The following is a 13,140-nucleotide window of genomic DNA, read 5'->3' as shown; positions in this document are numbered from 1 at the left end:
TCCCTGTCCGCAGCTGCCGGGACTACCCACCTCGGCCGGGCATCCCGAACGGCCGCGCGATCGCCGCGACCCACCCCCGCCATGCTGGGCACGGCGGAGGAGGGTGATTGTTCAGGAAGCGGATGGCTGTGTCCTCGAAGGCCGGTGACAACGGAAGGTTGGGGTGGGCAGTCCGGGCCGGACATCCGTTTCGTTCGACGTCGAATTGCCTGTCGCCCGTCAAGGGTAGGTCGGTGACCGACGGGAGGGTGATTGCCCGCACTCTCACGGGAAGAGATTGGGCAAGAATGGATTCGGCCGCTCCCGCGGTGCCGAGCAGTTCCCGGGCGGCCGGTGTCTCGGGGTCGAAATGCAGGCGGAACAGGTCGGTGACGGGGACGGCGGCCCGCAGCAGGTCGCCCACGACCCGCCCCGGCTCGTTCACATGTGGTGGAGGGTATCCGGTCGGGGTGCTCGGAAACGGTCCGATCAGCAGGAGCACGTCGGCGTCGACCCGCCCGGTTGCGACCGCTTCCCACACCACCCATACGGCATGCGAATGCGCCGCGACCGTCAGCGGTCGAGGAAGCGCGGACGCCTGCTGGGCGAACAGGTCGACCTGCTCGCCGAACGGACGCTGGGTATCGCTCGGCCCGTAGGGGGCGCCCGTGCGGATCGGGCAGGTCGCGTTGTGTTGCGGCTGTCCGTCGCCCGGTCCGGCATACGAGAAGTAGTGCACCTGCTCGCAGTCGTAACCGAGGCGGTGGACGTCCGTCGCGTGGATCCTGCCCTGTCCCGAGGCCGAGTTGATTCCGGACAGGATCATCAGCGAACCCGGCTGCGGCGGGCCGGGTTCGGGCCTGCCGGACTCGTGGGTCGTGACGAACGTTATCGACACGGCGACGAGCACCGCGACGAACGCGGCCAGGACCGACCTCGGTCTGCGCAGCGAGGGACGATCCATCATCGCGATCGCCAGGCCGGTCGCGAGGGCCGAGACCGGTACGAGCGGCACCGTGAGGGCGGGAAGCCGGTCTGCCACTACACCCAGCGTCGCGACGACTGCGCAATACGGCACCATCACTTCGATTCGCAGTCCACGACGCCACGTCAGTGCGCCGGCCTCCCGCAACCGGAATCGACCCTGCCAAGGGACCGGTCCGAGGACGAGCGCCATCATCGCAATGAGGGCGACGGCGGGCCAGAACATCCGGGCATAGAGCACCGCGTATGCGGTGGCGTCGGCGCACGCTGCCACCAGCACCGGCCCGAATGCGACCGCATAGAACAGAGCCGCACAGCGCAGACGCCGGACGTCGAGGCCGCCCAGGAGCCACGCCATGAGCACGACCCGGGCTACGGCGACCAGAGCGAACAGGATTAGGAAGGCGGGCCACGACGGTGCCCGTGACATCAGGACCCGCAGGTCGGTGAACTGATCCAGGGGCGGCAGGGCGACCAGGTGGAGCAGTCCGGGCCAGGTCGGGATCGCGTTCGTCGCGGCGAGCAGCACGACGAACGCCGTTGCGACCGCGAGCGGCCACCACCGCGTCCACTGTCCCTGTCGCATCCGCGGGACTCCCGTTGCCGACTGCCTCGAATGTAAGGGATGCGATGGTGGACGAGAGACCGAGGAAACTTCTCGTGAGCACCCGTACTGACAGGAGGACCGCATGGCCGAGGTAGCGAAGGGGTCGAAGACCGATCTCACCGATCTCCGATACGAGGTGAGGCTCGGTGCCGCCGTGGACGGAGCGGTCGACCTGATGGCCGTCCTCCTCACCGACGCCGGCCGGGTACGCAGCGACGACGACTTCGTGTTCTTCAACAACCCGAAGGCGCCGGGCGTCCACCTCACCTCCGACACCTCCGTCACCGTCGATCTGTCCGCGGTGCCGGCGGACGTCCAACGGGTGCTCGTCGCCGCGAGCACCGAGGCGCAGGGACGCACCTTCGGTGAGGTGCCAGGGGTACGCGTCGAGGTTCGCGGCCCGGGTCAGATGCTGGAGTTCGTCCCGCCCGGCCTGGCCACCGAAACGGTCCTGCAGGTCGTCGCGCTGTACCGGCGCGGGAGCGGGTGGCGTCTCGACGCCGTCGGCCAGGGTTATCAGGACGGTCTCGCGGCGTTCGCGACCGACCACGGGATCGTCGTCGACGATGCGGACGACGATCCCGAACCGACCGTGTCCGCTCCGAAGGCGTCCCCTGCGGCGAGCCCGATCTCGTTCGAGAAGGTGCAGATCTCGCTCACCAAGGATTCGCCCACGCAGACGGCCCGGATCGATCTGCGCAAGTCGCAGGGCGATCCGAACTGGGTGCTCACCGTCGGACTCGAATGGGACGGTCGCGGTGCGACATACGACCGGAACGGCAATGTGAAGAAGTACGGCACCGGAGATCTCGACGTCTACTTCTACTGCCGCAACGAGCACACGAACGACTACATCGTCGTCAGTGGAGATCCCGGTCATCGCGGAAGTCTCGACACGTGGCCGCATATCCACCACTACGGCGACAGCAAGGGTCCGGGCAACGGGAAGAGGCCTGCGGTCGAACAGGTTCGGGTACTGCCGAACGAGAACGGTGATCTTCTCGTCAACATCTACCAGAGCATCGACAACGGCGCGGGCGCGATCGACACGTTCGGGAAGCCGCGTGTGGCAATTCGATACGGTCGTGCCGGGCACGACGGTCTGCCCGGGTCCGACGCCGACGAGATCCTCGTGTACGTCGGCAACGGGAAGAACTCGTACTGGGCGACCGTCGCGCACATCGACGTGCAGGACGGTGTGCTGACCGTCGACGGCGAGACCCGGTACAGCAGGTTCGGGAGCGAACGCATGCCCGGGCTCGACTCGTCCGGCAACTGGGTGCGCTCCCCGAAGGGCGGCCCGACCGGTCGCAGCAAGAAGCGGAACAACGGCCTCGGTCTGGACCGCTACGCCGGAGCGTGCCCGAAATAGCCGATCTGCTGCCGACACGCCGTTCTCTCCCTCCCCGACGAACCGCCACCACCGGCCCACCTGGGGAAAGGAGGACGCATGTCCTCCATGTGGCGTCGTTCTGCGCGATATCGGGGGAGAATGACGGCGGGCGGGACGTACCGGAGATGGGAGTGACGGGGCATGAGGGCGACAGCCGAGTCGGGAGAGGCGTGGTCGGCGGAACGCCTGTTCGCGGGGCCGGGAGAATGCCTGGAACGGTTTCGGAAGACCGACTGGTCGGCCACCCCTCTGGGGCCGGTGGAGTCCTGGCCGGCGGAACTGCGCATGGCAGTGCGGACGGTATTGCCGTCCGAGGTGCCGATGCTCCTGTGGTGGGGGCCGCAGCTGGTGCAGATCTTCAACGACGCGATCATCCCCGTCCTCGGCGACAAGTACCCCGCGGCGGTCGCGCAACCGGCGCCGGAATGCTGGCACGAGGTGTGGGACGAGGTGGGCGCGCGCGTCGAACGGGCGATGGCCGGTACGGCCACCTTCGCCGAAGAGGAACTGCTGTTCATGCAGCGCCACGGCTACGAGGAGGAGACCTACTGGACCTTCTCCTACAGCCCGATCTGCGACGAGTCCGGCGAGGTGGCCGGGGTGTTCGTCGCGACCACCGATGTCACCTCGCGGGTGCTCGGTGAGCGTCGTCTGGAGGCCTTGAGCAGTCTCGGCACGGTGGCGATCACAGATTCGGGAATGTCGGTGATCGAGACGTGCCGGAACGCGTTGGACGCGCTCGCTCCGAGTCATCAGGACATTCCGCTGGCTGCGCTGTTCCTCGACAGTCGGGTGGTGGATCCCGATGATCCGCAACCGAACTGGAAGAAGCTCGCCGTAATCGGGACGAAGCCCGGCTTCTCGGGTTCCCTGCTCGGACCGGATGAGGACCAGCTGCTGTCGAAGGCCGCCAGGGCCTCCGAACCGATCGTCGTCTCCGGCGTCGCCGAGCGTTCCCCGGATCTGCTCGACCCGCAGCGAACCCTCGGAGACCATCCGATCGGCACCCTCCTCCTCGTGCCGTTGACGGCGTCGGGACACGACTTCCCGCTCGGTGTCCTCGCCGTCGGATTGAGCCCGTACCGGGTGTTCGACGCTGCGTATTCCACCTTCGTCGAGCTCGTCGCCACCAAGATCTCGGGACTGCTGCGTGATGCGTCGGCGATGGATGCCGAGCGTCGCCGGGCCGATGCGTTCGCGGCGCTCGACGCTGCCAAGACGCGGTTCCTCGAATCGATCAGCCACGAGTTCCGCACGCCGCTCACGCTGCTCCTTGGTCCGTTGCAGAGCGTGCTCGACGAGGCCACGACGTTGACGGACGCGCAGCGGCAGTCGCTGGAGGCCTCTCAGCGCGCCGCGATCCGGTTGCGGCGGCTCGTCGACGCGTTGCTCGAAGCGACGCGTGCCGAGACCGACCCGTCGCGGAAGCCCCTGAGGCCGACCGATCCGGCGGCGCTCACGGCCGAATGTGTGGACCTGTTCGCCGACGCGGCTCAGCGTGCGGGCCTGGACCTGCGCAGCCGGATCGCCGACGCGGCGGCCGAGCAGACCCGGCTCGATCCCCAGACGTGGGCTCATATCGTGCTGAACCTGCTCTCGAACGCGATCAAGTACACCCCCTCGGGAACGATCGATGTGGATCTGGACGTCGAGGACGATCTGCTGGTCCTGAAGGTCGCCGACACCGGTCTCGGCATTCCGGAATCGGAACTCGGTCGCATCTTCGAACGGTTCCATCGCGTCGAGAGCGCCGGCGGACGCAGTCAGGAGGGCATCGGGCTGGGTCTGTCCCTCGTCTCGGACTGGATCCACACGCTCGGCGGAAGTGTGACCGTGTCCAGTGAGCTCGGGGGCGGCAGCACCTTCACCGTGTCCGTTCCCCGTGTCCTCGACCCGACGTCGGAGTCGCCTGCGGGAACCGTCCCGGGGGATCTGAGCGCCATGTACATCGGCGAAGCGCAACAGTGGGACAGGGTCACTTTCGACGAGGACGAATCGTCCACGCAGGGAGAGGATGTGGAATCGTTGCCACGGATCCTCGTGATCGAGGACAACGCGGACATGCGTGACTACCTGACGCAGTTGTTGCGTCGCCAGAGCTGGCACGTGGATGCGGTGGGGGACAGCGATGCCGCACTCGAGCGGATCCGATCGCGACCGCCGCATCTCGTCCTCAGCGACATCATGCTCCCCGGCCGGGACGGGGTGGAGCTGCTCGAGGAGATCCGCCGCGACCCGGCGACCTCCCGTCTGCCGGTCATCCTCCTGACGGCACGTGCCGGCGCGGAGGCCACGATCGGTGGTCTGCGCACCGGCGCCGACGACTACATCACCAAACCGTTCCACCCCGATGAACTCGTCGCCCGCGTTCGCGTGAACCTCGAATTGTCGTGGCTGCGTGAGCAGATGCTCGTCGCGCGGGAACGTGAATCCGACCAGTTGAAGACGGCGTTGGAGACCCGTTCGACGCTGAGCAAGGCCGTCGGATTGATGATGGCTACGTTCAAGTGCGATGCCGACGCGGCCTTCGACAAGCTCGTCGCCTTCTCCCAGCACCGCAACGTCAAGGTGCGTGAGATCGCTGAGCAGATCGTCGGCGACTACACCGTCTCGCTCAGCGATTCGTCGAGGTAGGGCGCGATCAACGGTCCTGCGAACCGGTCGGCGCGGTGACGGATCAGGCTCCCGCGTACAACTTGTCGATCTCCTCCGCGTATTTGGCATCGATGGGCTTGCGCTTGAGCTTCATCGTCGGGGTCAGCTCGTCGCCGGAGGGTTCCCAGATCGTCGGCAGCACCGTGTACTTCTTGATCTGCTCGACCCGCGACAGCTTGCTGTTCGCCTCCTCGACCGACTTCGCGATCGATTCGAGGACCACCCGATGTTGGGTGAGTTCCTCGTGGGTGCCGCTGAGACCGTGCTGTTCGGCGAAGACGGCCAGGGCGTCGGGGTCGAGTGCGAGCAGGGCGACGTTGTAGGGGCGGTCGTTGCCGATGGCGACGGCGCCACCGAGCATCGGGCACGCGGCACGCAGGGCGCCTTCGATGTTGGTGGGCGACATGTTCTTCCCCGCCGCGTTGACGATGATCTCCTTCTTCCGGTCGATCAACCGTAGGTAACCGTCCGCGTCGATCTCGCCGATGTCGCCGGTGTGCAACCAGCCGCCGGAATCGATTGCGTCGGCAGTCTTCTCGGGGTCGTTGCGGTAGCCCTTCATGAGCAGCGGGCCGGAGACGAGCAGTTCGCCGTCTTCGGCGATCCTGATCTGCGCGCACGGCACGGCCTGGCCGACGGTACCGATGCGGATGGCGCCCGGCCGGTTCATCGTGACCACGCACGAGGTCTCCGACATGCCCCACACCTCGGAGCACGGAATGCCGAGGGCGAGAACGAACTCGAGGACCTCCGGCGAGATCGCCGCGGCGCCGGTGACGGCGGCGCGGACCTGGTCGAGACCGAGCTTGCCGCGGATCGCGGACAGCACCAGCCTGTCGGCCACCGTGTGCTGCACCTCGAGGGACCGGGGGACCGGTTTGCCGTCGGACTGCAGCCGGGCGCGCTTGCGTCCGACCTCGATCGCCCACAGCGCGAGCTTCTTCTTGATCGGGCTCGACTCCTCGGCGAGGGTCTTGTCGATCGCGGCCTTGAGCTTGTACCAGACCTGGGGGACGGCGCCGAAGAGCGTCGGTCGCAGGCTCGGTAGCACGGTGATGGCCTGCTTGAGGTCGTCGAGCGTGGTGATCTGCATGCCGCTGTACAGGCTCGAGTAGTGCGAGCCCCAGCGGTTGGCGATGTGCGCGTCGGGCAGATACGACAGGATCCGGTCGTCCGGACCGATGGGCAGATACGAGCTCGTCGCTTCGAGTTCGGCGAGCAGGTTGGCGTGGGTGAGTTCGACACCCTTCGGCGGGCCTGTGGTGCCCGAGGTGTAGATGAGGGTCAGCAGGTCGGGCGGTTGCACGGCCTTCCACGAGGCCTCGAAGTCGAAGGACGGATCGGTGGCGGCCTCGAGGCCGTCGAGGGAGATGGTGCCTTCCGGTGTGCCGTCGATGCACACCAGGTGCTCGACCTTCGTGTCGCCGATCGCCTGCCGCAGGACGGGGACGAACTGTTCCTCGGCGATCATCACGTGGTTGCCGGCATTGCCGAGCACGTACGAGATCTGTTCGGCGGTCAGCGAGTTGTAGATCGAGAACGGCGCCGCGCCGAGGTGGATCGCGGCGGTGTCGAGAAGGTGGAATTCGGGCCGGTTGGTGAGCATGAGGCCGACGGTGTCCCCGCGGTTCACGCCGAGCCCGGCGAGTCCGGCGGCGAGGCGTTCGACGCGCTGCGCGTACTGACGCCAGGTGTAGGAGACGGAGTCGTCGGGGGTGCGCAGCGCGACCTTGTCGGGGTACGCCGCGGCGGTGGTCTGGAAGGCTTCGCAGAGGGTCGACGGTGAGGTGGCACGAGGGGTCATCACTGGCTCCCGAGGTCGAGGGTGGCGAAAGTGTAGGACGAAGTGCGTACATCCGCGGTCGGATCTGCCGGATTGTGTTCCGAGATTTCGCGCGCGTGTCCTGATGGGATGGACTGAGGAACAGGCAGAGTCAGATCTCGGCTGTAGTGACTCCTGTCTGTACGATTCGACCTATTTGACGTTCGTTCCGGTTTCGTGGAACCGGCGAGGGGAGAGGAACCACCGATGACCGGACCGGCAGGAAACTGGGAACCGCAACCGAAGTACCAGAGGGATCTCGAGCCAGGGGAACTCGAGGAGTTGAACCGTCTTCGCGCCTGGAAGGAAGAGCAGGAGCGCGAGGCCGAAGCTCAGTGTCTTCGAGACCACCATCAGCAGATCGCGCTCGAAGAACAGCAACGGAGAGTCGCCGAGCACCAGCAGAACCTGTATGCACAGCAGCAGAATCAGCAGCCGTATCCGCACGCGCAACAGCAGTACCCGCCACAGAATTACGCGCATCAGCAGTTCCACGGGCATCCGCAGTCTGCGTACCCGCCCCCGCAGCCGTTCGCGCCGATCCAGCAGGTCACCGTCAATAATGTGAAACGCGCGGACTGCCCCCCATCTCCTGCATCTCGTCCTCACATTGATCACGTGCGGCGCGTGGCTGCCGGTATGGATCATCCACGCCATCATCGTCGCTGCGAGGAACTGAAGGTCCGGTCGTGTGGGGGTGCAACGTTGGAGCACTCCCACCCCGGGTACTGCCGGGAACATGACCACCGTGGATCGCATCGCGGATCCGTGGGGTTCGCGCACACCCTACGGACGCGGGCAACGCTGGCCCACCCGCGTCGACACCTATCTCGCCCTCTCCGAACGCTGCCATCCGCAGACCCTGCGCCAACTGCGCTGGGCGAACGCGAAACTCGAGGAGATCGCAGCGCAGACGGTCATCACCGACTGAGCGACGGCACCGTCAGGGGCGTTCGAATCTCTCCTCGCGCCCGAGTCTGCGCAACCGGATCCACTCGCGCAGACCGGCCGGGTCGCGGCGCGTGATCAGGAAGTACCAGCCGAACCGCACCCATTCCTGGGGCAGCAACCGGCGCAGTCCCGGCTGCGACAGCAGGTAGCCGCGGTTGCGGTAGGTGAAGAAGCGCTTGGTGTCGTTGTCCGGATACTGCGTGTGCATCCGGCCGCCGAGAATCGGCTTGAACTCGTCGGCACCGTCCGGGTGCAGATAGGCCGTCTGCAGGCAGGTGCCGAAGGGCAGTCCCGAGCGGACGAGACGCCGGTGCACCTCGACCTCATCGCCACGGACGAACAGGCGCAGGTCGGGCACACCCACCGCGTCGATCGCCGCGGCGGTGAAGAGCGCACCGTTGAACAGCGAGGCGATGCCGGGCAACAGGTCCTCGTCGCCGAGTTCGTGCCGCCACCGCCGCCACACCACACCGCGACGCAGCGGGAAGGCGAGGCGGTCGGGTTGCGCGATGTCGCACACGACCGGCGACACCTCGGCCAGGCCGTTGCGTTGCGCGCAGTCGAGCAGCGTCGCGAGCACGTCCGGTCCCTCTGGGCGGCCGTCGTCGTCGGCGAGCCACACCCGGTCGGCTCCCAGCGACAGCGCGTACAGGATGCCGAGGGCGAAGCCGCCTGCTCCACCGAGATTGTGCTTCGAGCCGAGATAACTCGTGGGCAGGTCCACCGCGTCGACGAGCTCACGCACCGCGTCCTCGTCGCCGTTGTCGACCACCACGAGATGGTCGAGCGGACGGGACTGCGAGGCAAGAACTTTCAGCGAATCCGCCAGCAGTTCGCGTCGGCGGTGTGTGACGACGACGCCGATGATCCGTTCGTCAGCCACCGTTCGAACCCGTCGAGGCCGCGGCGTCGGGGGCGGACTTCGCGATCCGCTCACGCTCGAGCTCGTGGAGGATCGTGCGCACGTGATCGCCGGCCTCGTCGCCCTCGTAGGCGCGCACCACGTGCTCGATGTCGCCCTGCTCGCGGATCTGGCCGTGGTCGATCCACATCGCCTGGTCGCACAGTTGGGCGAGGAACTCGTTCGAATGGCTGGCGAACACGAGGATGCCCGAGCGCGCGACGAGATCCTGCAGACGCACCCGCGCCTTCTTCATGAACTCCGCGTCGACCGCGCCGATGCCCTCGTCGAGCAGCAGGATCTCGGGATCGATGCTGGTGACAACGCCGAGCGCGACACGCACCCGCATACCGGTCGAGTAGGTGCGCAGCGGCATGTTGAGGTAGTCGCCGAGCTCGGTGAAGTCCGCGATCTCGTCGACCTTGGCCAGCATCTGCTTGCGGCTCATCCCGAGGAACATGCCGCGGATGATGATGTTCTCGTAGCCGGAGATCTCCGGGTCCATGCCGACGCCGAGGTCGAACACCGGCGCGACGCGACCCTTCACCCGAGCGTGGCCGCGCGTGGGCTCGTAGATCCCGGAGAGCAGACGCAGCAGCGTGGACTTGCCGGCACCGTTGTGGCCGACGAGCCCGACGCGGTCGCCTTCCTTCAACGACATCGTGATGTCGCGCAGAGCCTCGACGACCACGACATCGGAGTCGTTGCGGCCGATCGCCCCGCCCGCCTTACCCAGGAAGGCCTTCTTCAAGGACCGGGTCTTGGCGTCGAAGATGGGAAAGTCGACGCACGCGCCGCGCGTTTCGATGCTGACCCGACTCACGATGCTGCTCCAGACGCTGACACGGGACCCGAGCGTACCCGTCGCGCCGATACCCGAGTCCCGGGGCGTACCCGGTGGGACTACAGGTACTGGCCGGTTCCGGGGTGGGTCTGACCGGGAAACGATTGATCGTTCTGGCCGCGACCGCCCTGCGCGACGCCGGGAGGAAGCGCTCCCTGACGCATCTGCTCGAGCTGGGCACGAGCCGCCATCTGCTGAGCGAACAGCGCTGTCTGGATGCCGTGGAACAGACCTTCGAGCCAACCGACGAGCTGAGCCTGCGCGATGCGCAGCTCGGCGTCGGAGGGCACCGCGTCCTCACCGAAGGGCAGCGCGAGCCGCTCGAGTTCCTCCCGCAGATCGGGGGCGAGGCCCTGACCGAGTTCGCGGATGGACGACAGGTGGATGTCCTTGAGCCGGGTGCGGCTGGCGTCGTCGAGCGGCGCGGCCTTCACCTCTTCGAGGAGCTGTTTGATCATGGTGCCGATCCGCATGACCTTCGCAGGCTGCTCGACCATGTCGGCCAGGGATTCGCCGCCGTTCTCGGTCTTCTCCTCCTCCGGCCGGCCGTCGGCCTCCACGCGGGCCGCCTCCTCGCGGGAGACACGGATGGGCCGGCCGTCGGGGCCGATCACGAGAACCTGGTCGTTGTCCGGATGCGTCATGGCTCCATTCTCCCTTTCCCACCTCGGGGGTGCCCGGTTACCCGAGGGACCCGGAGTGCCGGGTACCCCGATCGAGCCTACCGAGAGGACAACGCCGAGTGCAGGTACGGCGCGTCCCATTGACATCGGGACCTAGAGTGTCTGCCATGGCTTACGACGTTGCCCGGATCCGGGGGTTGATCCCCTCGCTCGGGGACGGGTGGATCCATCTCGATCCACGGGCCGGTATGCAGATCCCCGATGTGGTGTCGCGCACCGTGTCCACTGCCTTCCGCAACTCGGCCGCCTCGTCGACCGGACGGCACCTGTCGTCACGTCGCAGCGCCGCGATCCTCCAGGAGGCGCGCGTCGCGGTCGCGGAACTCGTGGGTGCCGATCCGGACGGGGTCGTCCTGGGCCCGAGCCACGCGGTATTGCTCGCCTGGCTCGCCGAAGCACTCAGTTCCCGCCTCGGGCTCGGCACCGGCATGGTGCTCTCACGGCTCGACGACGAGGCGAACATCGCTCCCTGGTTGCGGGTCGCGAGCCGCTACGGCGCGCAGGTGCGCTGGGCCGAGGTCGAGATCGAGACGTGCGAGCTGCCCACCTGGCAGTACGAGGAACTCATCACGCCCACCACCCGGCTCGTCGCGCTCACCGCGGCGTCGTCGATCGTCGGCACCGCGCCCGACGTGCGGGTCGTCGCGGATCTCGTCCACGAGGTCGGTGGGCTCATGGTCGTCGACGCCGCGGGCGCTGCCCCCTACGCCCACGTCGACATCGACGATCTCGGCGCCGACGTCATCACCGTCGACATCGCCTCGTGGGGCGGCCCGCAGATCGGTGCGCTCGTCTTCTCCGACCCCGCGCATCTCGAACGGGTTCCGGCCATGTCGCTGAACCCGCACGCGCGCGGCGCCGAACGCCTCGAGGTGGGCGGTCACCAGTTCGGTCTGCTCGCCGGTATCCCCGCGTCCATCGACTTCATGGCCTCACTGGACGACGACGCCACCGGTTCGCGCCGCGAGCGTCTCGACATCTCGATCAGCTCGATGCAGAACTACCAGGACGTGCTGTTCGACCGTCTGATGCGACAGCTCGACAGTCTCACCGGCGTGATCGTGCTCGGCCGCGCGTCGAGCCGCGTCCCCACCCTCAGTTTCACCGTCGACGGGGTCCCGGCCGAGAAGGTCGCCGCGCATCTCGCCGACCGCCGCATCGCGACGGTGGCGAGCACCCGCGGATCGAGCCGGCTCCTCGACTCCCTCGGCGTCAGCGACGAAGGGGGAGCGGTGAGCATCGGCCTCGCCCCCTACACCACGAGCTTCGAGGTCGATCAGCTCGTCCGTGAGCTCCGCAACCTCTAGTTCCGTTCGATCCGCAGCACGACCTTCCCGACGGTCTCGGGGCTGTCGAGCAGTTCGTGCGCCTGTGCCGCCTCGGTGATCGGCAGCTCGGCGTGCACGACGGGATGGACCTTCGCCTCCTCGATGAGCGGCCACAGATCGGCGCGCACGGAGTCGATGATCGCGCTCTTGCCCGAGGGCCCCGAGTCCGGACGGCCGCGCAGACCGGTCGCGATGACGTGACCGCGCTTGGCGAGCAACTTGCCGAGGTGCAGTTCACCCTTCGTGCCACCCTGCATGCCGATGACGACGAGCCGTCCGTCCGGAGCGAGGACGTCGATGTTCCGGGACAGGTACTTCGCACCCATGTTGTCGAGCACCACGTCGGCGCCACCGAAGGCAGTGCGCACCTCGGAGACGAAGTCCTGTTCGCGGTAGTCGATCGCCAGGTCGGCGCCGAGTTCGCGGCAGCGGTCGAGTTTGCCGGCCGAGGCCGTCACCGCCACCTTCGCGCCGAGCGCCTTGCCCACCTGGATGGCATGTGTGCCGATGCCTCCGCCGCCACCGTGGACGAGCAGGACGTCGCCGCGCTTCAGGCCGGCGGTCATCACGACGTTCGACCACACCGTGCACGCGATCTCGGGAAGCGACGCGGCGACCGCGATGTCCATGCCCTTCGGGACGGGCAGCAGCTGGGAGGCAGGGACCGCGACCTTCTCGGCGTAACCGCCACCGGTGAGGAGGGCACAGACCTTGTCGCCGATGTTCCAGCCCGTCACACCCTCGCCGAGTTCGGAGATCACTCCGGAGCATTCGAGGCCCAGGATGTCGCTCGCCCCCGGGGGCGGCGGGTAGAGGCCGCGCCGTTGCAGCAGGTCGGCGCGGTTGACCGCGGTCGCCGCGACATCGAGAAGTACGTGCCCGGGAGGCAGGTCCGGGTCGGGCTGCTCGGTCCACCGGAGAACTTCTGGACCACCGGGTTCGGTGGCGACGATTGCATACATGTGTTCGACGCTATCGCGTGCGGGGCAGTGA

General features: G+C 67.4%; 11 protein-coding genes. 4 read left to right on the top strand and 7 right to left on the bottom strand.

Annotated elements, in window-relative coordinates; genetic code table 11:
* Window positions 1–22: 22 nt before the first annotated feature.
* Window positions 23–1,549, bottom strand: coding sequence for a hypothetical protein (locus BO226_RS18070; RefSeq protein ID WP_064257197.1), 1,527 nt, complete (start codon window positions 1,547–1,549; stop codon window positions 23–25).
* Between the two features lie 103 nt (window positions 1,550–1,652).
* Here BO226_RS18070 and BO226_RS18065 point away from each other — a divergent pair, with 103 nt between their 5' ends.
* Together BO226_RS18065 and BO226_RS18060 are read left to right on the top strand one after the other, a co-directional pair.
* Window positions 1,653–2,942 (top strand): TerD family protein, encoded by a 1,290-nt coding sequence (locus tag BO226_RS18065; RefSeq protein WP_024102712.1) that lies wholly within the window; start codon window positions 1,653–1,655, stop codon window positions 2,940–2,942.
* A 162-nt stretch (window positions 2,943–3,104) separates the two neighbouring features.
* A complete protein-coding gene (locus BO226_RS18060; RefSeq protein ID WP_064257196.1) occupies window positions 3,105–5,597 on the top strand; it encodes a response regulator in 2,493 nt (830 codons plus the stop codon).
* 43 nt (window positions 5,598–5,640) lie between these two features.
* Here the strand turns inward: BO226_RS18060 and BO226_RS18055 are convergent, their stop codons facing one another.
* Both BO226_RS18055 and BO226_RS18050 read right to left on the bottom strand, forming a co-directional pair.
* Window positions 5,641–7,422: an AMP-dependent synthetase/ligase gene (locus tag BO226_RS18055; RefSeq protein WP_064257195.1), complete on the bottom strand. Its 1,782-nt coding sequence runs from the start codon at window positions 7,420–7,422 to the stop codon at window positions 5,641–5,643.
* A 171-nt stretch (window positions 7,423–7,593) separates the two neighbouring features.
* Complete coding sequence (locus BO226_RS18050; RefSeq protein WP_156895267.1) at window positions 7,594–8,088, bottom strand: hypothetical protein; 495 nt, start codon at window positions 8,086–8,088, stop codon at window positions 7,594–7,596.
* 91 nt (window positions 8,089–8,179) lie between these two features.
* On the opposite strand from BO226_RS18050, the gene BO226_RS18045 reads away from it, so the two are divergent.
* On the top strand, window positions 8,180–8,371 hold the full coding sequence (locus BO226_RS18045) for a hypothetical protein (RefSeq protein WP_198040679.1): 192 nt from the start codon (window positions 8,180–8,182) through the stop codon (window positions 8,369–8,371).
* Window positions 8,372–8,383: 12 nt separating this feature from the next.
* On the opposite strand, the gene glfT1 is transcribed toward BO226_RS18045, so the two are convergent.
* From glfT1 to BO226_RS18030, 3 genes are all read right to left on the bottom strand, one after another.
* On the bottom strand, window positions 8,384–9,274 hold the full coding sequence (gene glfT1, locus BO226_RS18040; protein WP_016692663.1) for a galactofuranosyltransferase GlfT1: 891 nt from the start codon (window positions 9,272–9,274) through the stop codon (window positions 8,384–8,386).
* The gene (gene wzt, locus BO226_RS18035) at window positions 9,267–10,118 is read right to left on the bottom strand and encodes a galactan export ABC transporter ATP-binding subunit Wzt/RfbE (RefSeq protein WP_085989319.1); all 852 of its coding nucleotides are present in this window, start codon (window positions 10,116–10,118) and stop codon (window positions 9,267–9,269) included. The genes glfT1 and wzt overlap by 8 nt, the downstream gene beginning before the upstream one ends.
* A 77-nt stretch (window positions 10,119–10,195) precedes the next feature.
* On the bottom strand, window positions 10,196–10,780 hold the full coding sequence (locus tag BO226_RS18030; RefSeq protein ID WP_006553480.1) for a bacterial proteasome activator family protein: 585 nt from the start codon (window positions 10,778–10,780) through the stop codon (window positions 10,196–10,198).
* A gap of 146 nt (window positions 10,781–10,926) precedes the next feature.
* Between BO226_RS18030 and BO226_RS18025 the strand changes: the two genes are divergently transcribed.
* Entirely contained in the window at window positions 10,927–12,126 is a 1,200-nt protein-coding gene (locus BO226_RS18025) for a cysteine desulfurase-like protein (protein ID WP_024102719.1), read from the top strand.
* Here the strand turns inward: BO226_RS18025 and BO226_RS18020 are convergent.
* Window positions 12,123–13,109: an NAD(P)H-quinone oxidoreductase gene (locus BO226_RS18020; RefSeq protein ID WP_006553482.1), complete on the bottom strand. Its 987-nt coding sequence runs from the start codon at window positions 13,107–13,109 to the stop codon at window positions 12,123–12,125. The genes BO226_RS18025 and BO226_RS18020 overlap by 4 nt on opposite strands.
* Window positions 13,110–13,140 lie beyond the last annotated feature (31 nt).

It is taken from the genome of Rhodococcus sp. 2G, assembly GCF_001886355.1.
Lineage (GTDB): Bacteria > Actinomycetota > Actinomycetes > Mycobacteriales > Mycobacteriaceae > Rhodococcus > Rhodococcus pyridinivorans.
The sequence above is the reverse complement of the archived record's forward strand: the minus strand, read 5'-3'. Positions and strand labels throughout refer to the sequence as shown.